This window comes from Anabaena sp. FACHB-1237 (genome assembly GCF_014696225.1).
Classification (GTDB): domain Bacteria; phylum Cyanobacteriota; class Cyanobacteriia; order Cyanobacteriales; family Nostocaceae; genus FACHB-1237.
In genome coordinates this window covers 129,377-154,197 of the sequence record NZ_JACJPV010000008.1, presented here as the reverse complement: position 1 = coordinate 154,197, position 24,821 = coordinate 129,377, and the positions used below count along the sequence as shown (strand labels likewise).

The 24,821-nt window shown below is 34.4% G+C and carries 22 protein-coding genes and 1 pseudogene; 13 read left to right on the top strand and 10 right to left on the bottom strand.

What is annotated here, in order from left to right:
* Positions 1-191, top strand: a pseudogene (locus H6F32_RS06470) (photosystem II D2 protein (photosystem q(a) protein)); the annotation flags it as partial.
* A 336-nt stretch (positions 192-527) separates the two neighbouring features.
* The gene (locus H6F32_RS06465; protein WP_190368510.1) at positions 528-1,046 is read left to right on the top strand and encodes a DUF29 family protein; all 519 of its coding nucleotides are present in this window, start codon (positions 528-530) and stop codon (positions 1,044-1,046) included.
* Positions 1,047-1,147: 101 nt separating this feature from the next.
* Here the strand turns inward: H6F32_RS06465 and H6F32_RS06460 are convergent, their stop codons facing one another.
* Together H6F32_RS06460 and H6F32_RS06455 are read right to left on the bottom strand one after the other, a co-directional pair.
* Positions 1,148-2,863 (bottom strand): serine/threonine-protein kinase, encoded by a 1,716-nt coding sequence (locus H6F32_RS06460; protein WP_190368509.1) that lies wholly within the window; start codon positions 2,861-2,863, stop codon positions 1,148-1,150.
* Positions 2,864-3,488: 625 nt separating this feature from the next.
* A complete protein-coding gene (locus H6F32_RS06455) occupies positions 3,489-4,118 on the bottom strand; it encodes a DedA family protein (RefSeq protein WP_190368508.1) in 630 nt (209 codons plus the stop codon).
* A gap of 864 nt (positions 4,119-4,982) precedes the next feature.
* Between H6F32_RS06455 and H6F32_RS06450 the strand changes: the two genes are divergently transcribed.
* Positions 4,983-5,336 (top strand): STAS domain-containing protein, encoded by a 354-nt coding sequence (locus H6F32_RS06450; RefSeq protein ID WP_190368507.1) that lies wholly within the window; start codon positions 4,983-4,985, stop codon positions 5,334-5,336.
* A 270-nt stretch (positions 5,337-5,606) separates the two neighbouring features.
* Here H6F32_RS06450 and H6F32_RS06445 read toward each other — a convergent pair whose 3' ends face one another.
* Both H6F32_RS06445 and rpsF read right to left on the bottom strand, forming a co-directional pair.
* A complete protein-coding gene (locus H6F32_RS06445; RefSeq protein ID WP_190368506.1) occupies positions 5,607-6,173 on the bottom strand; it encodes an Npun_F5560 family protein in 567 nt (188 codons plus the stop codon).
* A gap of 550 nt (positions 6,174-6,723) precedes the next feature.
* Positions 6,724-7,050, bottom strand: a complete 327-nt coding sequence (rpsF, locus tag H6F32_RS06440) for a 30S ribosomal protein S6 (RefSeq protein WP_190368505.1) — start codon at positions 7,048-7,050, stop codon at positions 6,724-6,726.
* A gap of 170 nt (positions 7,051-7,220) precedes the next feature.
* On the opposite strand from rpsF, the gene H6F32_RS06435 reads away from it, so the two are divergent.
* Positions 7,221-7,997: a fumarylacetoacetate hydrolase family protein gene (locus H6F32_RS06435; protein WP_190368518.1), complete on the top strand. Its 777-nt coding sequence runs from the start codon at positions 7,221-7,223 to the stop codon at positions 7,995-7,997.
* 278 nt (positions 7,998-8,275) lie between these two features.
* Entirely contained in the window at positions 8,276-9,121 is an 846-nt protein-coding gene (gene murI / locus H6F32_RS06430; RefSeq protein ID WP_190368504.1) for a glutamate racemase, read from the top strand.
* 1,311 nt (positions 9,122-10,432) lie between these two features.
* Here the strand turns inward: murI and ffh are convergent.
* From ffh to H6F32_RS06410, 4 genes are all read right to left on the bottom strand, one after another.
* Positions 10,433-11,896, bottom strand: coding sequence for a signal recognition particle protein (gene ffh, locus H6F32_RS06425; RefSeq protein WP_190368503.1), 1,464 nt, complete (start codon positions 11,894-11,896; stop codon positions 10,433-10,435).
* A 361-nt stretch (positions 11,897-12,257) separates the two neighbouring features.
* Positions 12,258-14,525 carry a transglycosylase domain-containing protein gene (locus tag H6F32_RS06420; protein ID WP_190368502.1) on the bottom strand — a complete coding sequence of 756 codons (2,268 nt, stop codon included), beginning with the start codon at positions 14,523-14,525 and terminating at the stop codon, positions 12,258-12,260.
* 194 nt (positions 14,526-14,719) lie between these two features.
* Complete coding sequence (lspA, locus tag H6F32_RS06415; RefSeq protein WP_190368517.1) at positions 14,720-15,190, bottom strand: signal peptidase II; 471 nt, start codon at positions 15,188-15,190, stop codon at positions 14,720-14,722.
* Positions 15,191-15,386: 196 nt separating this feature from the next.
* Complete coding sequence (locus tag H6F32_RS06410; RefSeq protein WP_190368501.1) at positions 15,387-15,977, bottom strand: biotin transporter BioY; 591 nt, start codon at positions 15,975-15,977, stop codon at positions 15,387-15,389.
* Positions 15,978-16,499: 522 nt separating this feature from the next.
* Here H6F32_RS06410 and H6F32_RS06405 point away from each other — a divergent pair.
* Positions 16,500-17,228, top strand: a complete 729-nt coding sequence (locus tag H6F32_RS06405; RefSeq protein WP_190368500.1) for a M50 family metallopeptidase — start codon at positions 16,500-16,502, stop codon at positions 17,226-17,228.
* A gap of 92 nt (positions 17,229-17,320) precedes the next feature.
* Here H6F32_RS06405 and H6F32_RS06400 read toward each other — a convergent pair whose 3' ends face one another.
* Positions 17,321-17,737 (bottom strand): Fur family transcriptional regulator, encoded by a 417-nt coding sequence (locus H6F32_RS06400; protein WP_190368499.1) that lies wholly within the window; start codon positions 17,735-17,737, stop codon positions 17,321-17,323.
* Positions 17,738-18,148: 411 nt separating this feature from the next.
* On the opposite strand from H6F32_RS06400, the gene H6F32_RS06395 reads away from it, so the two are divergent.
* The 6 genes from H6F32_RS06395 to H6F32_RS06370 all read left to right on the top strand — a co-directional run bounded on the left by H6F32_RS06395 (position 18,149) and on the right by H6F32_RS06370 (position 22,779).
* Positions 18,149-18,721: a peroxiredoxin gene (locus H6F32_RS06395; protein ID WP_190368498.1), complete on the top strand. Its 573-nt coding sequence runs from the start codon at positions 18,149-18,151 to the stop codon at positions 18,719-18,721.
* 318 nt (positions 18,722-19,039) lie between these two features.
* Positions 19,040-19,288: a hypothetical protein gene (locus H6F32_RS06390; RefSeq protein ID WP_190368497.1), complete on the top strand. Its 249-nt coding sequence runs from the start codon at positions 19,040-19,042 to the stop codon at positions 19,286-19,288.
* A gap of 281 nt (positions 19,289-19,569) precedes the next feature.
* The gene (locus tag H6F32_RS06385) at positions 19,570-19,818 is read left to right on the top strand and encodes a hypothetical protein (RefSeq protein ID WP_190368496.1); all 249 of its coding nucleotides are present in this window, start codon (positions 19,570-19,572) and stop codon (positions 19,816-19,818) included.
* Between the two features lie 251 nt (positions 19,819-20,069).
* Positions 20,070-20,288, top strand: coding sequence for a hypothetical protein (locus H6F32_RS06380; RefSeq protein ID WP_190368495.1), 219 nt, complete (start codon positions 20,070-20,072; stop codon positions 20,286-20,288).
* Between the two features lie 113 nt (positions 20,289-20,401).
* Positions 20,402-21,574, top strand: coding sequence for a phosphotransferase (locus H6F32_RS06375; RefSeq protein WP_190368494.1), 1,173 nt, complete (start codon positions 20,402-20,404; stop codon positions 21,572-21,574).
* A gap of 113 nt (positions 21,575-21,687) precedes the next feature.
* The gene (locus H6F32_RS06370) at positions 21,688-22,779 is read left to right on the top strand and encodes a T3SS effector HopA1 family protein (protein WP_190368493.1); all 1,092 of its coding nucleotides are present in this window, start codon (positions 21,688-21,690) and stop codon (positions 22,777-22,779) included.
* 128 nt (positions 22,780-22,907) lie between these two features.
* Here H6F32_RS06370 and H6F32_RS06365 read toward each other — a convergent pair whose 3' ends face one another.
* On the bottom strand, positions 22,908-23,687 hold the full coding sequence (locus H6F32_RS06365; protein WP_190368492.1) for a peptidylprolyl isomerase: 780 nt from the start codon (positions 23,685-23,687) through the stop codon (positions 22,908-22,910).
* Positions 23,688-24,069: 382 nt separating this feature from the next.
* Between H6F32_RS06365 and H6F32_RS06360 the strand changes: the two genes are divergently transcribed.
* Positions 24,070-24,810: a dienelactone hydrolase family protein gene (locus H6F32_RS06360; RefSeq protein ID WP_190368491.1), complete on the top strand. Its 741-nt coding sequence runs from the start codon at positions 24,070-24,072 to the stop codon at positions 24,808-24,810.
* Positions 24,811-24,821 lie beyond the last annotated feature (11 nt).

Below are 24,821 nucleotides of genomic sequence, written 5' to 3'. Positions count from 1 at the left end.
CATTAAACCTCCGGGCTTATGACTTCGTATCTCAAGAATTACGCGCAGCAGAAGATCCTGAGTTTGAAACCTTCTATACTAAAAATATTTTGTTGAATGAGGGTATCCGTGCTTGGATGGCACCTCAGGATCAACCTCACGAACAGTTTGTATTCCCTGAAGAAGTGCTACCTCGCGGTAATGCTCTCTAATGTTGAATTGCAAACGTTAATATGGCAATTTTTCTTTATGAGGTACAAGGGAAGATATTTAAACGCGGATGAACGCAGATAAACGCGGATATTTGTAGCTGATTTTGTACTTGATAAAATTAGAAAATGCTGTAATTTAAAATAATTATCCCCATCCTTTGATGGGGTTTTTTTATGTTTAGGAATTAGTGAAAATGCTGGTAATTAATGTTGGTAATTTGTTAGTTATTTATAGTTATTTAACTGACATAGGTGATGCAAGGAAGAGGCTTGCACTAATGTAATTTGATGTTATTATAAAGAAGTATTCTCACAAAATTTGAGGTTAATACAGCAATGACACAAGAATTAATAGACCTCAGAAATAGTATTTTAGAACAACGTTATAGTGATGCTTTAGCTATTATAGATGAGTTGGAGGGGATGAGTAAACAGGCTATTATTAGAAATATTCTGTCTTTTGTGAATATTTTGTTAATTCATTTGATTAAAAATCATATTGAAGAAAGATTAACTAATTCTTGGGCTACATCTATCCGTAATTCTATTATGGAAATTAAAAGATTAAATCTCAAGGAAAATAAAAAGTCCTATTATATTAATGTTGATGAATGGGAAGATTTAATTTTAGATGAAGTTATAGACAAAGCTATAGCTGATGCTAGTGATGAGGTTTTGAATGGTGCATATAATCAATTTCAGTTAGAGGAAATGATTGATAAAACAGAGTTGATAGGAAAAGGTTGTCAATTTTTAACTTTGACTTATGAACATTCAACGAAAACTTTACCGAAAGCCATAGCAGAAGTTTTAATACAGTTACCAGGTGGGGAAAATTGGTTTAATCGTAAGTAGTTAAATATCCCCAATTTCTTAATTAAATCTTTGCTAAATAAAAATAATTAAAATTACTTAATTAAAATTACTTAAATAATTGAAGGTTGATAAATACAGGTTTAACGATGTGCAAATATGGGGAAGAATTGATAAACTAACCAACCTAAAAATAAGCCTAATGATGATGTACCAGCACAAATGAAAAATTTTTTGCATTGACTAAACGACTGTTCGTCTAGTTTTCTTAGTGAAGAAATATAAGCAAACCACAAAAGAATACATAAAACCCATAATACCATACCACCAGCAACACCCAGCCAACCAAATTTTAAATATAGCATTGCCGTAATAAATAAAGAATAAGAACTAACATAAACAATGCTAAAAGAAATATCACTATCACCAAAATCAATACGTATATTTGTTTTATCTAAAATATTTGTTTTATCTAAAAAAACAATAACACTAGGAAAAGCAATAGCACTAGCAATGGCGAAAACAATAGCAATACCACTAGGAATGGCAGAAGCATTAGCAATACAAATAGCATTAGCAAAAGTACTAGCACTAACAATAGCAATAAAAATACAACCACCCAAAATATCAATATAACAAAAAGCAATAGCAACAGCAATAGCAATAGCAATAGCAACAGCACTATTACCTGAGAAAAATCCTAGAATTGAATAATAAAAAGTAATATATCCTAGTTCCCATAAAGGAAGATCACTAACTGCGGCTAATATATTTCCTAATGCCTCAAAAACACTTGATAAAATGCCTCCTAATATATTAACGATGCTTTCTAAAATATCAATAATAATAGCAAGTATACTCTTCAAACCTTGACCTAAATAATCAAAAATAGCTCTTAATTTTATAACTATATCTGGTTCATTTTTAATCGGCTTTTGATATCTTTGCGGAATAGGATATGTAGGAGTATTTATAACTGGTTTAATTTCTTCCTCAATTTCTATTTGAGGAGTAGAATTATTACTTACAGTTGGCAATAATTCCAACCATTTAGACATAGACTCAGAACGATATTGAGGTTCTAATTTCATCCCCTTCAAAATGGCAAGTTTCAGATTATTACTAATATGAGAATTATATACTTCTGGTGCAATTAAAGGATCTGAACGACGTTGTAAAATTACCTCCTTATAACGTTCAGTACCAGCAGCAGGAAGTTTTCTAGTCAAAGCATAATACAGAGAAGCAGCTAAAGTATAAACATCTAATGTGGGTTCACTCACTCCAAAAACTTGCTCATAAGGGGCAAAAACTTGATGGGCAAACTGTTTAGAACTTCTATATCTGCTAGTAGGAGTAATTTCCCCCGCAATACCAAAATCAATTAGGATAGCAGTACCATCTTTTTGAATCATAATATTGCCTGGATGGGCATCTCGATGAACTAAATTTACACTATGAACAACTATTAAAGCCTCTCCAATTTGCCGAATATAATTAACTGCTTCTGTTTCTGATAATGTCCGTCTTTGTACTAAATTTTGTAAACTTTCTCCCTCCACAAAGTCCATCACTAAATACCAGATGTTATCCTCTTGAAATAAATCTGTAATTCTCACAATATGATGATTTTTCTGTTGAGAAAGTTGTTGTAATATTCGCCCTTCTTTTTGAAATTTATCCTCAAATTTATGATAATCTGGATCATCTCGTAATTCATCATTGAGGGTTTTTATAACTACATAAGCCTGTAAATATTCATGCCAAACTTTATAAGTAATCCCAAAGCCGCCTTGTCCCAGGATTGACTCTATAATATATTTACCATTCTGTAATGTATGCCCCTTTTGCCAAACCATCGGTTACAGATGCCCAAAAAAAGTTATGTTTATTTTGGCACAATCATCGGCAAATGTGTAAAATAATTTGTAAAATACCCACAGCTATCAGCTATTAGCAGTGTAGAATTAAATAATGAGGTTTCATTGGATGCGATATACGCTTCTAATAATCTGCGATAACTGTCTGGAGAAGTATCTAAACGTTTTGCTTCTTTTATTAGTTAATGTTGTCGTTTTATATGATTATAAATGGATTTAGTATAAATATATTTAAATATTTAAAACTTTAATTAACTTCTGTAAGGGTAAGTTTCAATAAATCATGAGAAGTTGATGTTTGGTTTTCGTTATTACTGTCAGTAGAAATATTATTTTGTAGTGGTTGAAATGTCATAGCTTGTGTAGTGTATAATATCATTCATGAAATTGTCTTATATTTTTCCCAAATGTTCAAGAGAAATTTGCTACCAAAGATAATGTAGAGATGCTACATGGAACGTCTCTACAGGGGTTTAAAGTCACGCACATTTAATTACTACCAAATAAATGTTCAATTAATTTTGCTGAGGTACTTAGTAAAGTAGGGTAAAGCAGGTAAAATACCTGCTCAATTTTCATACTAGATAATCAGCTGATTATCAATTTATTCTCCTGTTTCCTGCTTAATTTGCCGAGATTCCCACCAGATAGGAACAATAATCAGCGCTAATAAAATTACTAACGCTAAAATGGCAAACTTACTCATCCAAGCTACTAACTGTTCCAAAGGAACAATCTTGCCGGCAAAGAAAGCTAACGTTACCATCACAGTAGCCCAAGCCATCGCTCCAGCAATGTTATAAATGAGAAACTTAGCAAAAGGCATTTCCGCAATACCGGCTAAAGGTGAAGCAAAAATTCTTAATAAAGCAAAAAAACGACCGAAAAATACTGTTTTACCAGCATTTTCACTAAATTGTTCTTTAATACTCAGTAGTCGCGCTTCTGAAATACGGAAAATTTTACCAGCTTGGAGTAAGAAAGGCCAACCGCCTACTCTACCTATCCAATAACCACAATTACCTCCAATTACAGCCCCAGCAACAGCATTACCGAGAACAAACCAATAATTGAGTTCATTACTACCAGCTAGAAAACCGCCTACAATAGTCACAGTTTCACCAGGAAGAGGAATGCCCAAATTCTCTAGTAAAATTCCCACAAAAATTGCCCAATAACCGTAATGATGAGCAATCTCTTGGATGTTCTCTAGTGAAAGTAGTTCAAAAGACATCCAGCACCACCGAGTTTACAAAATTTAACCTTTATATATCTTTACTTGTTTGGTTGAAACTGTCAATGAAGGAGTCTGGAGTCAGGAGTTAGAATTTTCACTCCAGACTTTGCTACCTCCTAACTAAACAGCATAAATCATGTAAATAACTAAATTGTTGATATCTGACGCGCCCTACAACAGATTTTTTAGTGTGACACTTGCGTAAGTCCTAACCTATACAAAAATCTATATAACGTAAGTTACCAGTTAGATGAAGTAGGGTGCGTCAGAATCTTAAAATTGGTAATTTTCACCTAAATTATTCTGTCTGACGCACCCTACAGACTACAAAATATCCGAAAATTAATAACTAGCAACTTGGGTTATATAGCAATAGTATTTGAATTTTCAAAATATCTAAGTATTTGTTTGTAGTATTTGTAGGGTGCATTAGGCAAATACCATTGCAAATAAGTTAACTTAATAATTACTTATCAATTACCTCATGAACTATTAAAAATTGATAAAAGATACATTTGTTACCGAATTTCACTAATACTTATGATTATACTGAAAAAGTCATCAAAAATTATACGAGGTAAATACTGTTTCCAATATTTATTTCCCCAATATTATTCAAGTTTAGCTAGTATTGAGTTTAAATGAAAAAGGTTAATTAACGGGTGACTTTCTTACTGACTTTAATTATATTAAGAAAGGTAGTTGGGGAGTCTATGTTGGATAGAAACTCAACCTTAGAGGCTTGTAGTTAGCCCTGTAAGATTTAGGACCTTACCAAGCTAAAAATATTTAATTATATTTTTAGTAACTATTGACATCGAGACTTTTTTGAAACGTTTCCCATATTATCCAGTTAAATTTATGACTCTTACACAAGAACGCCAACTAATTTTATTGAAGCCTGAAGGCGGTATAAACCTAGAGTTTGGAACGGCTTTAAGTGAACAGATTGCTACTATTGAACCTCGTTGCAACCAACTTTGGGTTATAGATTTAGCAGAAGTAGATTTCATGGATAGTTCTGGGTTAGTTCCTTTAATTAAAGGATTAATGTCAGCACGTCAAAGTGGTTGCCGTTTGGTTTTATGCAATGTTCAACCTCAAGTAAAGTTAATTTTGGAACTTACTCAGCTAGACTCAGTATTTGAGATTGTCCCCAAGTACGAAGATATTATTTGTGATACTCCCGGAAAATCTTTAGCTTTCACCAGCTAAATTATTCCCATGAGTGTCTTAAACTATCTACAGCAGATTCCTTGGCTACGAGGTACAGTCTAATATTCTTGGTTTTTTACTTCTACTTTACATCTGAAAATAAAGTGTACCTCATTACACCGGGAAGTGCTGTAAGTTAATAAAAACCTTTTATAAACCTAAAATCCGCAATACCTAAGAAGGTATTGCGGATGTGTAATTTTAATTATTTTCAATTAAAAACACCAATTTTTAACATCTTTGAACGGAATTAAATAGGTTGTGAAAACGTTAAACTGTAGATAAATCATCAGTGACGGAAATTTTTGGTTCAGAACGGGTAAAATTAGGTAAATCAATAGCGCTGTGATTACTATAGCGATTTTTTAGGGCTAAACGATAACTCACGCTTTGTAGTTCCGCTTGCAATTGGCGATTTTCTCTTTGTAATGTAGCCACTTTATCTCTAACTGGTGCCATTCGTTCTTCAAATTTACGACGGTAAATTTGCGGTAATTCCTGTACTACCTGTTCTAACATTCTACTGCGATCAGTCAGTTCTTGTACTGATTGACGTAGTTGATAAATTTCTGTATCCCGATGAGAAATTTCTTCTTGGTAGAATGCTACTTGTTCTTCAACAGCTTGAAGTTGATCTCTTAATTCCTGTAATAGACTTAAATTTAACTCTGGTTCAACCTTGGTAGTGGGAGGTGTAAAGCTCGTGTTTCCCTTAACTAGTCTAAAGAGTTCTTGGGATAATTGCTGCACCAATTGATCTCGCAGTTGCAGTTCTTGACGCAGTTGCGAGATTTCGCTAGATAATTCTTGAATGTTGGGTGTATCAGATGTGATCACAGTTCCTTAAAGCTCTTAGTTGATAACTAGGATGATCATAGCGTAAGTTTTTTACAATTGGTAATTGGTAATTGGTAATTGGTGATTGGTAATTGGTAATTGGTGATTGGTGATTGGTAATTGGTAATTGGTGATTGGTTTAGAAATAGTTACTAAAAATATAGTCAAATATTTCTAGCTTGGTAATGTCCTAAGCCTTACAGGGCTAACTACAAGCCTCTAAGGTTGAGTTTCTATCAAAGATAGACTCCCCAACTACTTTTCTTAATATATTCAAAGAACCGTTTAAATCTGCTGAATAATGCTGACCCGACTTAGACCTAAATAAACCTCTTTTAACTCTTTTTCCTAAATATTTCTCATGCTTTTTGATTGGTTCAAAATCCAGAAAACTACATTTTGAGGTATAGCTTTCTTCTACAATTTGTACCTTAATTGCAATATTAAAAATAGTAGCAATATTTAGAAATAGTACACATATTATAGATAGTATGCAGGCAAGATGCCCGCACTACATCTGAGGGTTGACGGCTAATAGCTGACAGCTAAATTAAGCAGTTACCGCTTCTGCTGGTGACTTTTGCTTGGGAACGTCCTGTTTAATGGTTAAGTAGCGAATCACTTCTTCGCTTAATCTCATAGCACGTTCTAAAACAGCGATCGCAGTTCCCGGACCTGTATAATTGACTTGAATGTAAATACCATCCCGATGTCTATCAATTTCATAAGCTAGACGACGTTTACCGCGATTTTGAATTTCAATATTCTCAGCGCCGTTTTCACGTAGTATGTTTTGATATTTTGTCACCGCTTGTTCTACCTGATCATCTCCTAAATCGGGACGCAGGATATACATAGTTTCGTAAACTGTGGTCATATTTTTTAGTCACCTTATGGACAAAAAGGCTGCTGGTGTTCATTTTTATCAAGGTCTGAATATAGACTATTGACATGATCAACATCACACAGCAACAAGGAATTATAATCTTAGCAGATTTTCATGTAAATTATCCACTTCATCCTTTATATTTTTGGATAGATCAGGTTATGGCACAGCGTTATGTCCGAGTTCAAAGTTACAACGGTAATATTTATTATGGTTTACTTCAACCCTCTCAAAGCGTACAAGTATTAAATGCTGCTCCTTGGTGCAATGGTGAACCCACAGATTTGATTTTAGATGCTGATAAATATCAAATTCTCGCTCCCTGTGAACCTTCTAAAATTATCTGCGTGGGAAAAAACTATGCTGATCATGCAGCAGAAATGGGCGGTTCTGTTCCTGTTGAACCTTTGCTATTTTTTAAACCACCTACAACTATTATTGCTAATCATGCAGAAATTAAATATCCTTCCATGTCTCAACAGGTGGAATATGAAGGAGAATTAGTTTTAGTGATAGGCGATCGCACTTATCAATGTACACCAGAACAAGCCCAAAGCAAAATTTGGGGTTACACTATAGCTAATGATGTCACTGCTAGAGATTTCCAGAGGAAAGACCATCAATGGGTGCGTGCTAAAGGTTTTGATACTTTTTGCCCTCTTGGTCCTTGGATAGTGCGAAAATTGCATCCTGGAGCGCGATTACAAACTTTTTTAAATGATGATCCTCACCCTGTACAATCATCTTCTATTGATCAGATGGTATTTTCTCCAGATATTCTGGTATCTTACATTAGTCAAATTATGACGTTGTTTCCTGGAGATATTATTTTAACTGGTACTCCGATGGGAGTGGGACAATTAAAAATAGGCGATCGCATATTAATAGAAATCGAAGGTATTGGTAGACTAGAAAATCATATTGTAGTAAGTATGTAATTAAAGTAACAAAAAGTATAGTTAACCTAAGTTGCTAGTGATAGACAAATGCGATCGCTATATGTCTATCAGGAATAAAATCTCCTGCACAAAAAAAACAATCCAAGTTGCTAGTGAGGAGTTAGGAGTCAAGGTAAAGAATCAATTATAATGTTGTTGCCAAGTTTTTCCCATCTATCTTTTTCACTTCCACTTGAGAGTGTTTTTTGCATAACTAGCAACTTACGTTATTATATACTCGTAACACAACAGCCCACAACATTCCTTAATATTTGCCTGTGTATTCATCTTCTATTTTTGATACTGGTGTTGATATATTCTCTTATGTAGAACCTCAGCGTGCACCTATTGGACTTTTTGACAGTGGTGTAGGGGGTTTAACAGTTCTCAGACAAATGTATAAACAACTCAGCAATGAATCTATTATTTATGTTGGTGATACTGCACGTCTTCCCTATGGTATTCGTTCCCAAGCAGAAATTTTAGTATTTGTCCGAGAAATTCTTGACTGGATGCAAAAACAACGGGTAAAACTGGTGATTATGGCCTGTAATACCAGTTCTGCCCTAGCATTAGATATAGTACGTCAAGAATTTGATTTTCCTATTCTTGGTGTTATTCTTCCTGGTGCAAAAGCGGCTGTGGAAAAAGGAAAACGCATAGGTATAATTGCTACTCCTGCAACAGCAAAAAGTAATGCCTATAAACAAGCTATTGTTGAAATTAGAACTGACGTGCAAGTTTGGCAAGTTAGTTGTCCTGAATTTGTGCCACTAATTGAACAAAGTCGTATTAATGACCCTTACACTACAGAAGTAGCTAAAAATTATTTAGAACCTTTGCTGGAAAATAAAATTGATACTTTAGTTTATGGTTGTACTCATTATCCTTTACTTGCTCCAGTTTTGCGATCGCTCCTTCCCCCTCACGTACAACTAATAGATCCTGCTATTCATGTTGTACAATCTTGTGCCCAGGAATTAGAACTCTTAGGTATGAGAAATACATACCCCCCTTTACCCACTCGTTTCGCCGTGAGTGGCTGTCCTGAACAATTTACCCAATCTGGATTACAATGGCTTGGTTATACCCCAATGGTAGAACAAGTTTGCTTTACTGAATAGTTAACAGTTAACCACTAACGGTTAACTGTTAACTATTCCACCGTTTTCTTACCACTACGCTTTGCTAAAGCTAACAACAAATACACAGTAAATAAGTACCCAGCAGCTAATATAAATATCATCATAGGCATATTTTCGTAAATCATCTTCTTTACCAGATCTGATATCTAAGGAATATAAAATTGCATCCCAAAACGGCCAAATTGCTCCCTATCAAAGTCATTCCTTGATAGGTATATTTGGATACGAAAAACTGTCCAGTAGAAAATAAACTTTCTCTGACCAATTAATTTATTCTTTAATACAAGATTCTCAGTCCATACATCTGATCACAGCCTTATCGCTAAATAGCAATACACTACTGTCTTCATCTATATTCTACCAGTCTGAGATACTGAATTCATACCAATCAATATAAATTTAAGCTACTTTTGACGTGCGCTGATTACGCCAAATAGCTTTCATGTTTGACAGCGCGTAGTTCAATTTAATACGCACATCAATCTAGCAGAAATTAAAATAAATTTTGCTATTTTTCTGGCTGCCATATTTTTAAACTGCTATATAAGACATAGACGAGTCTATACCCTACTTTCTACTTCAACAGGAGCATGGGAGCGGTTATCCCTCCATAGACTTACACGCTGTAGCTCAACGCGACTTTTCTTTTATTCGTGATTTTGAAAAAGACTACCACCATTATTGGTTGATTTTGGCATCAGCAATAGTCTTAATTCAGTACTTGACCTGACATCGTAAGATCATGTATCAAGTGGGTGACTTTTTTAACCAACTTATGTCAATTTTTGTCAACATAAGCATAGTTTTGTCTATAAAAGTGCCAGCTTAGGAATGGATCACAGTACCATTAAGTAAAATTATTGGTAAGTAATTTTACTTTGGCAGCAAATAATCTGAAAAACTTAATATCCCTAAAATATAGAATAACATAACCATCCAGAATTTGAAGCTAACTTCTCAACTAATTTTAAAATTTTTGCTAAGTTTTGTTAAGAGGTGTACATAAACTTTAATTATACTTTTTATACAGAAAAATAGCAGATTAACTACATATTTACCTCAAATCTGCTGTATAAAACACAAACTTGGCTATTCAATACTGCTGAGTTAAGGATTTTAGTAGGTTGGTTTGAACAAAGTGAAACCCAAAAAATCCTTGTAAATGTTGGGTTTTGTTGCCCAAGCCAACCTAGATAATTTTATTTTTTATTGATTCCGTTCTATTCCTTACCCCCACGACAGGACTTTTTTATCAAACCCTAATTATCAATCTTCAATTTTCCATTATTATTAAAGCGTACCAAATCCTTTTTTCTTCTTTTCCTTCTTCTTCTTTTTAGCCACTGGTGCACCACCAGGATAACCACGCCATCCAGGGGCAGGACGGTTGCCGGCTTCTAGGGCGTTGCCCCTTCCTCCTCCACCAAACATTCCTCCTCCTGGCATTCCGGGAAAATTGCCCTGTCCCATTTGCTGCATCATCGATCGCATTTTTTGAAAGTCTGCCACTAATTTAGTCACATCTGCTTCTTTATAGCCAGATCCCGACGCAATTCTTCTTCTCCTGCTAGGAGAACTACTTAACAAATCTGGATTTTTGCGTTCTTGTAAAGTCATAGAACTAATCATGGCTTCACACTGTTTTAGCTTAGTTTCTCCCTCTTTTAACTGATCCTCTGTGAGTTTATTCATACCGGGAATCATTTTCATCAGTCCAGCGAATGAACCCATGTTTTTCAATAACCGCATCTGTTTGAGAAAGTCGGTAAAATCAAATTTAGCCGCCAGGATTTTCTCCTGCATTTTCTCTGCATCTGCTATATCTAGCTCTTCTTGGGCTTTTTCCACCAAGGTGAGAACATCACCCATACCTAAAATTCTTGAAGCCATCCGGTCAGGGTAAAACGGCTGTAAAGCCTCAACTTTTTCCCCTACCCCAATAAATTTAATAGGCGCTCCGGAAATTTGCCGCACAGATAAAGCTGCACCACCGCGACTATCCCCATCCATTTTCGTCAGTATCGCCCCTGTAATGCCAATTTGTTCATGAAAGGTGCGAGTGAGATTTGCTGCCTCTTGCCCTGTCATAGAGTCCACAACCAGCAAGGTTTCATCTGGCTGTACAGTCTCCTTAATGCGGGCTAGTTCTGCCATCATGTCCGCATCTATTTGTAAGCGTCCGGCTGTATCAATAATTACAGTATTTATGCCTTCAGCCTGGGCGCGTGCTACACCTTGACGGGCAATTTCTACAGGATTAGCATCACTGCCTAATTCAAACACTGGTACATCTATTTGTTTGCCTAGTGTAATTAATTGGTCAATAGCCGCAGGACGATATATGTCTGTAGCAACTAATAAACAACTACGTTCTAATTTACGTAAATGTAAAGCTAATTTAGCTGTAGCAGTAGTTTTGCCTGTACCTTGTAAACCTGCCATTAACACGATTGTGGTTTTACCTGGTACTTCTGCTAGGGGAACGTTTTCCTCCCCCATCACTTGCACCAGTTCATCATAAACCACTTTAATAAATTGTTGATCGGGACGGACACCAGAAATAACTTCGATGCCTTGGGCTTTAGCTTCCACTTGGGAAATAAAATCTTTGACTACCTGGAGGTTCACATCCGCTTCTAACAAAGCTCGACGCACTTCTCTTAAAGCGTCTTGAATGTTAGAGGATGATATTTTATCTTGTCCTCGTAATTTTTTCCAGGCAGATTCTAAACGGTCAGATAGTGCATCAAACATAATTACTTGAGTAAGCTGATTTTGTTGGTGATGATAGAATTTTTCTAAAATTTACTAAATTCTGTAAACCTTATTCTACTTTGATCTTTGTTCTATCAACAATCCACTTCAGAAAATTTCCTCCAATTTGCTATTCAACGTTTTACTATTAACTATGAACCGCTTACCTTAAAATATATCGTTTAACTTATATGTTTTCACGGATATTAGCTAAATGCGATTTACTTAGTATAAATGAATAACACACCAGTTTCCGTTATTATGAGGTACAGATGTTAATGATAAAACCCTTGTAAAACAGGGATCTTGCTGTGTTTATAGTGTACCTCATGTAGATGGAATGTGGTGTATGATAGTGACTCTATTTAGTAATTGTTCCCATATATTTACCCCATAATTGGGCTGCTTGAGCACTACTACCATGAGTCGGAGTGTTATCATCATTACCTAGCCAAATACCAGTCACTAGTTGACGATTGGGGATAAAACCAATAAACCATAGATCAACGTTATTGTTAGTAGTTCCTGTTTTTCCGGCTTCGCCTAAACCCAGCCTAGCACCTCCACCTGTACCACTGGTAATTACTCCCTGCATTAATTCAGTCATTTGATCAGCTATACCTTTCTTTAATGCTTGTCTATTCCCTCTAGGATCTTTATCAAAAGAATAAATCTCTGCACAGGTTTTTAGGTCATTACGATCTTTACAGGTGCTACTATCGAGAATCCTTGTGATAGCATGGGGAGGATTCCATACTCCTCGATTGGCGATCGCTCCAAACGCACCTGTCATTTCTAACACATCCACACTGCTTTGTCCTAACACTAACCCTGGTACTGCCTCCAGTTCAGATTTTACTCCTAAATTCCTGGCCATATCCACGACTTTATCCAAACCCACTTCTCTAGCAACTCTCAAAGCAACGGGGTTTTCTGACAATGCTAACCCCCTAGCAATATCTAAACTACCACCAGCACCGGAACGACATGGTTTATAAGTAAATCCTTGCCATGTTAAAGAACTACAGGAATAATTCTTGTATGGGGATATCCCCTGCCTTAAAGCCTCAGCATAAGCAAATATCTTAAACGTAGAACCCGGTTGTCTCTTTGCTGTTACGGCGCGATTAAACTGGCTAGTTCTATAATTAGTTCCTCCTACCATTGCTAAAATAGCGCCTGTTTTGGAGTTTAAAGTTACCATTCCTCCTTGAGAAAAGCGAAAACTTGCTCCACTATTGCTTACAGAATTATTTAAGGCTAACTCTGCTTTTTTTTGCATAGAGATATTCAAATTTGTTTCAATAATATAGTTACCTTCTCTATAAACTTCAGGTCCTAAAAGTGATCTGAGTTCTTCAAATACATAATCATAGAAATAGGGAGCAATAGTTTTTGCTTGGATTTCGCAAACTTTAGGATTAACTTGTACAATAGAACGACGGGCGCGATTGGCTTCTTCCTGACTAATTTTACCCATAGTTAGCATCCGCTTGATTACGCGATTGCGATAATCAACCACACTTAATTTTTTTGTGCCACTACCACAAAAGTCAAAGGCGTTAGGAGCAGGTAAAATAGCTACTAGGGTAGCTGCTTCATTTAGTTGTAATTCTTTAGCTGACTTATTAAAGTAGTATTTAGCCGCATCGTCAAATCCAGAGGTGTTTCCTCCTAAAAATACACGATTAAGATAAGTTAGTAATATCTCATCTTTACTATAAAATGTTTCTAATTTTAAAGATACAACCCCTTCTCTGATTTTGCGCATTAAGCTATCTTCTCTACCTACATAATCACGAAATAAACTACGGGCAACTTGTTGAGTAACTGTACTTGCACCTTGTTGTACACCTCCACTACGCCTGTTAATAATTACAGCACGCAAAATACCGAAAGGATCAACTCCTGGATGCCAATAATAGCGACTGTCTTCAGAAGCAACTACGGCGGCAGGTAAATAAGGTCCAAAGTCTGATAGTTTGGGATAATCTACATGGTTAATATTGCGAGGTTCACGCAAGGGTGTTTCTCCATCCCCAGCATAAACTACTATGGGGGCGCTAGTAGCTGTGGGTAAGGGTCTGATAGAGAATTTCATCCATTCTGCACCAATGGCCAGCCCAGCTAATGCACTCACTCCACCGAGTCCCCATGCCGCCCAAGTAGCCACTTTAATGTACCATGCTGGCGGATTCCTAAATTCTATTTTCACGGACGCTGCTAGTTCTGGTGGACCGAGAGTAATAACGTCTCCATCACGCAGTTCTAAACTTGTAATTCTTCTTTTACCTAAGTAAATACCATTAACGGACTTTTCATCTTTGATGATGAACACTGATCCGCCTTGACTTGAATCTCTGGTTAAGGATAGATGTATTTTACTAACAACTTGATTACGTACTTTGATGTCACATTGGGAACTACGACCTAAGAGATAGCGATCGCCCAATAAGGGATATTCTTCTACTTTATCTGCTCCCGGATCTTGTACCCATAGTTCTGGTACTTTGGCATTAGCCTTGAGTTTTAATTTAGAAAAGTCTACATTAGCATGAATGGTTTGTATTGCTTGAGTCACTTGACCTAGCAAGGTGGGCGATTTTTGAGGGGGTTGTGGAGAACTCATCGGCTATAATTACGTAAAGAGGAATGAGACAAGGGAAAATAGGCAGTAAGTTTACAAGTTTAAATTTTTTAAATTTAGTTATTTTTGATTATTTTATCATGTCACTATAGTCCATACCATAGTTAAACCATCACTAGATCAACTACACCTTCTCAAAAATATTTTCCGCAATTTTTGAACCTATTTACCTCTGTTTATCTATGACTAGAAGTTGATCTTTCCTGCCATGATGCCAGTAATAAAAAGAAAATGCCTATACTAATAAAAGAGTCTGCTATATTAAACACAGCAAAATTAATCACACGAAAATCCAGAAAGTCCACTACATAGCCTAACATAAATCTATCAATACCATTACCCATTGCTCCACCTAAGATAAACCCATAGGCTAGTTGCTCCCATAAACTTAATATAGGTCCAAATATGGCTATACTAATCAATAGTAAACTAACTAATAGGGATAACCATTTTAACCATTCTACTTTACCACTGAAAAGACTAAAGGCTGCTCCTGTATTGGTTACATAGGTGAAATGAAATACTCCCGGTATTAAGGGTAAGGTTTCCCCTAAACGGAAATTTTTAACGACCCAATATTTTGTCAGATGATCAAATAATACTGCTACTATAGCAGAAATCCAAAACAGGCGATTTTTGATACGTATAGTCATGATGAATAAGGAAAAACTAATATAATTTGGTAATTGGGGTGATTGGTAAAATAGTCTCATGAATGCAGGGAACAGGGAGTAGGAGGAAATTGTTTAACTGTTAATTAACCCCTACTGGCTCATGTACGGGCGAAATTCGGTTCCCATGTCTCCTTATACGGGTTTAGTACTGCTACACCCCTACTAACTTCTAGTAAAACATTAAGTGTCTCAACACATAGGCTATAATAGTTACTGCACAAACTACTATTAACTGTCCAGGAATGGCAAAACATGAGTATTTTAAAATAGCTTGCAATAAGGATAGGTTTTCTGCTCCTCTACTGGGTAAAAGAATATAACTAATTATCAAGTAGATAATGCCACAAATATGAACTGTTAATAATCCGCATATACAACTAAAACCTAAAGTTTCTAATTTAGGTTTTACTTTAAAGGCAAAATAACCACAAATCCAAGATCCAGGAATAAAACCTAGTAAATAGCCAAACTGTGATAGTTTAACATATCCTATGCCACCACCTTCTGCAAAAACAGGTAATAGGGTTAGTCCCATGACTAAGTAAGCTATTTGTGACAGTGCGCCGGCATTTTTTCCACCTAAACAACCTACTAATAATACAGCACCTATTTGATAACTTACTCCTAAAGGTACGGTTTGAATACCGTGTTGACTCCAACTCCAAGGAGATGTAGTTCCATAAGCCTCTAGGAAAGTACCTGCCATGGTCAGCAGTAAGCCTATCATTGACCATAATAATTGATTTGACGCAGCAAACATTGATGGAATGGAATTATATAATTAATTGATCTTTATTTATAGCAATTGCTTAGATGATTAGATTATCAATTAATGAGCCGTTTTTTTTAAAAGTTCGTTCAAAGCACTCTTAAATTATTTAGTTAGACTTTTACATAGTGTATGCACTCATAACCTATCACAACCTCATTTAATACAGCAGTTTCCGTTATTATGAGGTACAAATGTTAATGATAAAACCCTTGTAACACAGGCATCTTGCTGTGTTCATAGTGTATCTCATGTAGATGGAATGTGCTGTATCTACTGTGAATTTTAGATGGGTAAACAGGTGACAGCCAGAAAATATACAGGTTTTTAGATTTTGATGTATAATCTTTTTTAAGATAGTCACTTAGATACTTATAAATGTAATTACTAGCATTTAGGTAATTGTATATTTATGTTAATTAAAATTGGTAAATTTGTCAAGTGGTAAAGGTAATGACAATTAATAGGAGAAAATGATACATTTAAGGAAGAAATTGGAGATGTAATAAAATTATGAAAGAAGTTAATCAAGAAATTGCTAAAGATAGGGAAAAAATGAGTTTAAGATGGTTAATTGTGGCAGCGATCGCTACAGTGGTTTTATGGCAAATACCTTTTGGTAATTATATTTTATATCCTTTTACAATTCTGGCTACCTGGTTTCATGAAATGGGACATGGGTTAATGGCTTTAATTTTAGGAGGACATTTTCATAAGTTAGAAATTTTTAGTAATGGTTCAGGACTAGCTCATTATGCTTTAAATAGTACATGGGGCAATATTGGACCGGGTTTAGTAGCAGCAGCAGGTCCGATGGGTCCACCAATTGCTGGTTCTTGGTTAATTACTGCTTCTGGCAGTTTTAATTTGAGTACCTGGAGTTTAAAGGTTTTAGGTGGGGTTTTATTGCTGTCTACTTTGGTTTGGGTACGTTCATTATTTGGTTTTTTGGTAATTCCCATTTTAGGTTTAATTATTTTAGGAATTGCTCTGAAAACATCAAAAAAGATTCAGGGTTTTGCCATGCAATTTTTAGGGGTTCAAGCCTGTGTGAGTACCTATCATCAAGTAGACTATTTATTTAGTTACAGTGCGGGAGGTTTAGGTTTATCTGATACAGCCCAAATGCAGCGATATTTGTTTTTACCCTATTGGTTTTGGGGAGGTTTAATGACTATAGCTTCTTTATTTATTTTGGTGCAAAGTTTACGTATTGCTTATACAGAAAAACACAATTATTAGATATCTTCAAAAATCAGGCTATAAGCCTAATCTACTATTTTACTATTGATGAGATATCTAAGGTTATTTATTAATAGCTCATTTAGGAACAGCTAGGAACAGCGATCGCATAACCCTTGAACTGTTACTTCATATCTTTCTACTTTTAAACCAACTCGTAATTTACTTAAATCTATACCGGGGAAGGCACTCCAGTCAATATCCTCAATTGCACCGCAGCAACTACAGCGAAAATGATGATGGGGGGCAATATTAGCATCATAACGGGAGATGCCCTCTTCTAATAATACTTCTCGCACTAAACCCACTTCTCGTAAGGTTTGCAGTGCAGCATAAACTGTAGCTTGAGAAGATGTGGGTGCTTCCTGATTTAAGTCTTTTAAAATCTGCTCAACTGTGGGATGATCCTTTCTATTTAGTAAATTCGCATATACCCCAAATCTTTGCGGTGTTACTCGCAAACCTTTACTTTTTAACGTTTTAATAATCTCATTAGCTTTATACTGCATAATACTTACTAAATAGTTACTAAACTAGCGGTTAATTATCCTATATAGACAGGAATTACCCAACTGGCACATTGGTAGGGTACATCAGACTGCATAAATGCCGCAAATAAACAGATTCTTGATATCTGACACACTCTACAACAAGTTTTTAGTGTGACACTTGCGTAAGTCTTAATAGATATAAACCACTATTATAACTTGTATCTGTTTCAGAGTGACACTTTTTTAAGAAATATATTATAAAATAAGTATTTATAACTATTGACTAATTCTTAACTCAGAACTATTCTGAGTTATAGTTTAAAAGTCATAACAATCAACCAGTAAATGATCAAGCAGTAAAAAAACTTGAGTGTTTCTGGGATTTTTAGATGCACAACACAGGTAGAACAAAGGACAAAAGAGGTATTTATGGCTGCTATTACTCACGTTCCTCATGTAGTATTCAAGACTCGTGTTCGTGATGAGTCTGTGGGAGGTTCCAACCCTTACCGTTGGCAAGATGTGACTACTGAAGAACTTTTCAGTGGTAAAAAAGTAGTACTATTTGCCCTACCCGGAGCATTCACTCCTACTTGTTCTTCTACTCACCTACCACGCTATGAAGAACTATATGATCAGTTTAAAGCACAAGGTGTAGATAGCATTATTTGTTTATCAGTTAATGATGCGTTTGTAATGTTCCAATGGGGTAAACAACAAGGCGCGAAAAATGTATTCTTGTTACCAGATGGTAGTGGCGAATTTACCCGCAAAATGGGAATGTTAGTAGATAAGTCTAACATTGGTTTTGGAATGCGCTCTTGGCGTTATGCAATGGTTGTAAACAACGGTGAAATTGAGAAGATATTCATCGAACCAGGTTTTGAAGATAACTGTCCTACCGATCCTTTTGAAGTATCCGATGCTGATACCGTTTTAGCATACTTAAAAGGTGTACCTCGTCCTGCAGAAGTAGCACCTCGTTTAGCATTTGTTGGTTAATTGACTAATTGATATAACACTTATACAGCAATTATACAGAACCCTGATTTCTTAAGGAGATTGGGGTTCTTGTTATTTAATTTGTGATCTCTAAAAAGACAAAAAATGAGTAATTGTGTCTAGTAAATACTCCAGAAAAACTTGACTTCAAAAGACAACAAATCAAAATAAAAGAGTAGGAATGTTAAAATTTTTGCGTAAGTATTCAGCCGTTAGCTTTCAGCTATGTTCTTGCTACTATTGTCTGATTACTAATTACTGAATGCTTACATTTTTACTTTCCTATATTCTGTATATAGTTAGAGGTGAAAAAAGATCATGATTAAGATTGTTGACATATATTCTAGTAACAACCAAGAGGATTTCACTAATCTTAGCCCAGAAGAACTCACAAGTATTGTAGGAGGTTACATAGGAGAGTATACTGGCTACGGACAATATGGTGAAGATCCTGCGACTATCAATGATATATCAGAATTTCTCAGCAAAATAGATAATCAAGTTCAAAGTTGGTGGTCAAAAATAGATGGAACTAGTGTTAGTTTCAGAAGAGGATTTAACATTTAGAACCAATCATCCCAAAATTTTGGCAAAATTTTTTGAATAAAGTGCGTTTTCAGAGCTAATTTACCAACTTTGAGAAACGCATATTTTTTTTATATCTCCAATATATCAATATATATAAATTACTAATTCTTATGACTTTACTCATTGATTTATGTCTTTTTGATGTAGTTCTAACCCTTGATTTCTCATAATTTTCTGAATAAAAATAAAAGCATCAGTTGAACAAAGACAAGTTTAACTGGTAGTCACAAAACATTAGTAACAATTTTTTAGAGGAAATCATGGCAAGTATTAAACTCTCCCAATTAAAGGCTGATGGTTCTGAATTATTTCAAGATTCTGAAAGTTTTTTGAGTGATATGAATGATGTAGATACTATTGCGGTTCAAGGTGGTGCTAGTTCTAATACTTTCGGGGATTTAGTTACTTTCTCTATTAAAGGTCAAGAATTTGTCTTATTAGGCTATTCAATTAGAAGTGCTGTGGAATTAGCTAAATCCTATAGTCACGGAGCTCACAATTTCTACTAAGGTAGATAAATATTATGGGTATAGCTCATAATATGTTCCAGATACGTTCCCGGTAAATTATATTGGTTATCCCCCTTTTTAAAGGGGGAAATTTTCCAAATTACAATTTACATAACTGGGATGTTAGTAAGGTGTGTCAGATTTAATAATTCGTTAGTAATCAACAAATTATTGCTATCTGTCACACATTAAAAAAAAAATGATGATTATTTCCATTTTTGTAAGTCAATTTTGATCATGAGGATAAGAAAATGGCAAATATGAAAATATATGATTTACCAGTAATTCATGATCTCAATTTTGACGATGATAATGATTTACCTATATTTGGAGGATTAGATGGAGGCATAGGCCGGGATTTTCCTGTATTAGTTCAATATGCTGTGAAATCAATGCAATTTGTATTATTGGCTTATGCTATAGATTCAGTTTCCTATTTAGCAACTTCATTCAATAATAATTATTGGTAATTATTGATGGAACCAATGCAAATTTGAGCTTCAATTTTCCAATGGTGATAATTTTCCGTAATGTTGGGTTTTTTCAACCTAACCTACAAATACTAAATAATTCAATTACGACTATGACATTTTTATTAAGTTCCGATAATGTATTTGATTACTTAGTTTATCATCGCATTTGTTATGAACAAGAAAAATTAACTGCTAAAATAGAACTAAAACCAGCGAAGAATTTTAATTTATTAGTGACTTTAGCAGATGATCGGCAATTGTTGGTAAAACAAGAGCGATATAATCAAAATGGTAAAACTTTAGGTGAATTTCAAGATGAGTGGAGAATTCATAATTTATGTCAAAAGTTCCCAGAAGTTAGTTATTTACGTAATTTTCTTTCTGAGGTGGTTCACTTTGATGTAGAAAATTCTATCTTGGTTTTTAACTATCTTCATGACTATCAAGATTTAGCAGAATTTTATGGTAAAGATGAAATTTTTCCTACTAAGATATCAGGGGTAATTGGTGCTAATTTGGCGGAAATTCATCGCAGTACCTTTAATAAACAATACTATCATCAATTTTTACAAAATTCTACTAATGATCTGAAAAATGCTGTTCCTAATCTTAGTCAGGGATTAGAAAAGATTACACCACAAATTTTTGGTTCACTTCCTGCAGATGGGATTAAATTTTTTGCTCTTTATCAAAAGTATGATACTTTAGGAAAAGCGATCGCTCAACTAAATCAAGAATTTTATGCTTGTTGTTTAACCCATAATGATTTAAAACTAAATAATTTATTGTTATCACATCATTGGGAAAGCAATGATGAAAAAATGATTCGTTTGATTGATTGGGAAAGGGGTAATTGGGGAGATCCTGCTAATGATTTAGGATCGTTAATTGCTAGTTATTTACAAATTTGGTTATATAGTTTAGTAGCTAGTAAAACCATTCCTATTGAAGAATGTTTGCGATTAGCTGCAATTCCATTACATACCATTCAACCTTCAATTTCCACATTAGTTAATGCTTATTTAACCAATTTTCCAGAAGTTTTAGAAACTCGTCCTAATTTTTTAAATCTAGTGATACAATTTAGTGGTTTAGCATTAATTAGAGCTATTCAAGCAAGATTACAACATCAAAAAATATTCGGTAATTCAGGTATTTGCATTTTGCAAGTTGCTAAAAGTTTATTATGTCGTCCTCAAGGGTCTATTTCTACAGTTTTTGGCAGAGATTTTTTAGAAACTATAGCTAACTCTCACTTATTTGATTATAGATCCGTTGCATAGATTTCATAGATCAGATCACATATATCCCCAATTTCTTTTTTGACTTGGTAGATAAACTATTAATTGATATTAGAACTTAGGGATATTTCACTTAATCAAAAAGGGAAATAAATATGCAAGTAATATATTCACAAACAATACAAACAAGTCAATTTTCAAAATTACCAAAGCAGTTAAAAATATCCTTAGAAGACATTGTTAATTATGTAGAAATTGAATCTTATTCTGTATTTAAACATTTAAGATATAAATCAAGAGAATTACCAGCATCAGTGATAGCTCGTTTTCAAGATTTACCTTTGCAGGTTCAGGAGAAACATTTAAGTTTGCAATTACGCAATTTTATTTATGGTACTTATTATCATAACTCTTGGCAAGATACAGAAATTTCGGAAGTAACAACAGAGGAAAAGTTAACCAATGATAATTTATTTGGTATGGATTTAGGTTTTTATGAAAGATTACATAAAAATAATCAAGGAGAAGGTTATTGGAGTCCCAATTGGTTAGTAATTAATGAAGAAAGTGATGGTTGTTTATTAGTTAAAAGGAATGGCTTAACTTTACATATTCAAAGGGATGTATATTTATCTGACAGGGATAAAAATGCTATTGTTGGTGAATTAGTAGCAATTAAAATGCCTAAAAATTTAGTGCAAAATGCGTTTTATATGGCTGTTAGTAATCAAGGCACTCAAGGAGATAAAAATATTGCTAGGGTTTATTTTAATGTCACTCCAGAAGGTGCTATTTCTATGATGAAGTCTTTAACTCAACTTTTGAATTATTTACAAATTCCTTTTTCATTTAAGGCTTTATACAGTCCTGATAACTATAAACGTTATGATGCTGGAGTTCTTTATTTTAATAAATATAATTATCCGTTAATTCATGAGGTTTTAAAAAGGGTTTATTCAGAAAATAAGGATTATTTTTTACCAGAAGTACCTTTATTTACTAAACAATTAGCTCCCGGTTTGGGTTGCGCGGAAGAACCAGAAAATAAGTTTACTGAACAGGAGAGTTTTGGTACACATAGATGTCAAATGATAGCCAATGGTTTAATTAATAGTTGGCATAAAGGTGATAATAGTCCTGAGAGTAGAATTATGTCTATTTTTGAACAATTCGCCTCCCAAAAAATTAAGTTAGAATCTGCTTATCTGAATGCTTATTCAGACGATATTTATACTCCTTTAGAATAGCGGCGATTAGAAATCGCTACTACACAAACTAAGTCCACTTACGTGGACTGATACAAAATTAAGGTTTTTCAACCCACACAGGTGGGTTTTGTCTATGTAGATGCGATTTATAATTGCCAGGTATGAATTTATATTTTATAAACATTCTCTAAATTATCTACGTTTTCTGGATGTAATTGTTTAACAACTATTTCTAATTCTGCAAGTTGTTCTTTTAACCAATTGCTAAATAAATTACTCAAGATGTTAATACGCATTTGGTGATTTAATTCTGGTTTGATAATTTCTTCCACAAGAATGAGATGTACTCCTTTAGATGTGGTAATTGGTTTGATAATTTGTGGAGGGTTAGCTGCGAAAACTGCGGCCGCTATTTCTGGACGAAAATCACTACGTTTACGGATACCTTGATATCCTCCACCGCGACGAATTTCTGGATTTTGAATATATTGACGGGCTATTTCTTGAAAGCTAATTTCTCCTTCTTGTAAGGCATAAAATAATTCTAGGGCTAAATCTTCATCATCTAAGATGATTTCGTAGGTTACTGCGGCGGTATAATCAAGTTGATGGGCGTAAAAAAAAGGTTCTATTTTATCAGCAAATAGATGATTAGCTAATTTAGTAGAAATTAAATTTGTTTGGGCTATTTCTTCAAAATCATCTAGGGAAAGATAATGTTTATTTAGCCATTCCCAGGTTTCTTCTGCTTTAACTAGTTGGTTTGCTAAACGTAGATTATCGGCAGCTTTCTGTAACTCTTCTATTTCTATTTTAATGCCTTCTTTTTCAGCAATTTCACTAATAATTTTTTTAGTAGCGATCGCTTCTAGTACGGTAGGTATTTGACAGGAAATTTTAATCTGATCAAGAATATTTTGAGGAGTAACACTGAGAGTTTTTGGCATGATCTCATTCCTATCCTATTGGTAATTTTTGGAACATTGATTACCATGAAAATATGGCAGTTTTTTATAATTATCTTTATTGTATAGAAGAATTTTTGTTTTGGAAACATTAATATTAGTTTTGATCAACATTTCTATATTTCTTCTATCTTTTGATATATTTTGATATATTTTTTAGCAGATGGCGAATATAATTCGCTACTAGACAAGCAAAGTCCACCTAGGTGGACAGAATAAATAACACGCACATCCTAAAGGTTTTATTTGTATAACTGGTATTTATCATCATCTAATTATATTATTTGATAATATTTACTAAAAATTTACTGATTATTATTAAATTTGAAGAATTACGATTTAACATATTACCAAAAAACAAAAAATGCAAATCGTAAAACGCAACATTGAATTAAGAGTTGAGGATAGTTTGATGCGGGTTTATATCGCTTCTCCTAAACCAGTAGGTAAATATCCAGGAATTGTTTTTTACAGTGATATTTATCAATTAGGTGATGCCATAATTCGCTTAATTAATTATTTAGCTAGTTTTGGTTATATTGTCGCAGCACCAGAAATTTTCCACCGTATTGAACCTGTAGGTTCTGTAATTGAACCTAATGATCTTGGCAGAATGCGCGGTAATGATAATGCCAGAAAAACATTAATTTCTCAATATGATGCTGATACTCGTGCAGTAATTGATTTTCTCAAAAATGACAGTTCAGTTATTAATGATAGAATTGGTACATTAGGTTTTTGTATTGGTGGACATTTGGCTTTTCGTGCTGCTTTTGAACGTGAAATTGACGCAGCAGTTTGTTGTTATCCCACTGGTATTCCTAGCGGTAAATTAGGCAAAGGTGTAGCAGATACTATTCACAGAGTTAATGAAATTAAAGAGGAAATATTATTAATTTTTGGTACTGAAGATCCCCATATTTCTGAACATGATAGACATATTATCATTCATGCTTTAGAAAATGCTAAAGTACCTCATCAATTTTTCTGTTATGAAGCAGAACATACTTTTATGAGAGATGACGGTTATCGTTATGATGCTGTTGCTGCTACTTCTGCTTGGGAACAAATTACCGCTTTTTTAGAAAGAAAGCTGAAAAGGTAATTAACCTAAGC

What these genes read in the sequence shown, in the direction of transcription:
- rpsF (WP_190368505.1), bottom strand. Translation starts at nt 7,050, where the DNA reads ATGACCACAGTTTACGAAACTATGTATATCCTGCGTCCCGATTTAGGA.
- H6F32_RS06370 (WP_190368493.1), top strand. Translation starts at nt 21,688, where the DNA reads ATGCAAGTAATATATTCACAAACAATACAAACAAGTCAATTTTCAAAA.
- H6F32_RS06405 (WP_190368500.1), top strand. Translation starts at nt 16,500, where the DNA reads ATGAAAGAAGTTAATCAAGAAATTGCTAAAGATAGGGAAAAAATGAGT.
- H6F32_RS06465 (WP_190368510.1), top strand. Translation starts at nt 528, where the DNA reads ATGACACAAGAATTAATAGACCTCAGAAATAGTATTTTAGAACAACGT.
- ffh (WP_190368503.1), bottom strand. Translation starts at nt 11,896, where the DNA reads ATGTTTGATGCACTATCTGACCGTTTAGAATCTGCCTGGAAAAAATTA.
- H6F32_RS06400 (WP_190368499.1), bottom strand. Translation starts at nt 17,737, where the DNA reads ATGCAGTATAAAGCTAATGAGATTATTAAAACGTTAAAAAGTAAAGGT.
- H6F32_RS06420 (WP_190368502.1), bottom strand. Translation starts at nt 14,525, where the DNA reads ATGAGTTCTCCACAACCCCCTCAAAAATCGCCCACCTTGCTAGGTCAA.
- H6F32_RS06460 (WP_190368509.1), bottom strand. Translation starts at nt 2,863, where the DNA reads ATGGTTTGGCAAAAGGGGCATACATTACAGAATGGTAAATATATTATA.
- H6F32_RS06385 (WP_190368496.1), top strand. Translation starts at nt 19,570, where the DNA reads ATGGCAAGTATTAAACTCTCCCAATTAAAGGCTGATGGTTCTGAATTA.
- H6F32_RS06455 (WP_190368508.1), bottom strand. Translation starts at nt 4,118, where the DNA reads ATGTCTTTTGAACTACTTTCACTAGAGAACATCCAAGAGATTGCTCAT.
- H6F32_RS06375 (WP_190368494.1), top strand. Translation starts at nt 20,402, where the DNA reads ATGACATTTTTATTAAGTTCCGATAATGTATTTGATTACTTAGTTTAT.
- H6F32_RS06365 (WP_190368492.1), bottom strand. Translation starts at nt 23,687, where the DNA reads ATGCCAAAAACTCTCAGTGTTACTCCTCAAAATATTCTTGATCAGATT.
- H6F32_RS06380 (WP_190368495.1), top strand. Translation starts at nt 20,070, where the DNA reads ATGGCAAATATGAAAATATATGATTTACCAGTAATTCATGATCTCAAT.
- H6F32_RS06390 (WP_190368497.1), top strand. Translation starts at nt 19,040, where the DNA reads ATGATTAAGATTGTTGACATATATTCTAGTAACAACCAAGAGGATTTC.
- H6F32_RS06410 (WP_190368501.1), bottom strand. Translation starts at nt 15,977, where the DNA reads ATGTTTGCTGCGTCAAATCAATTATTATGGTCAATGATAGGCTTACTG.
- H6F32_RS06435 (WP_190368518.1), top strand. Translation starts at nt 7,221, where the DNA reads ATGGCACAGCGTTATGTCCGAGTTCAAAGTTACAACGGTAATATTTAT.
- H6F32_RS06395 (WP_190368498.1), top strand. Translation starts at nt 18,149, where the DNA reads ATGGCTGCTATTACTCACGTTCCTCATGTAGTATTCAAGACTCGTGTT.
- H6F32_RS06360 (WP_190368491.1), top strand. Translation starts at nt 24,070, where the DNA reads ATGCAAATCGTAAAACGCAACATTGAATTAAGAGTTGAGGATAGTTTG.
- H6F32_RS06450 (WP_190368507.1), top strand. Translation starts at nt 4,983, where the DNA reads ATGACTCTTACACAAGAACGCCAACTAATTTTATTGAAGCCTGAAGGC.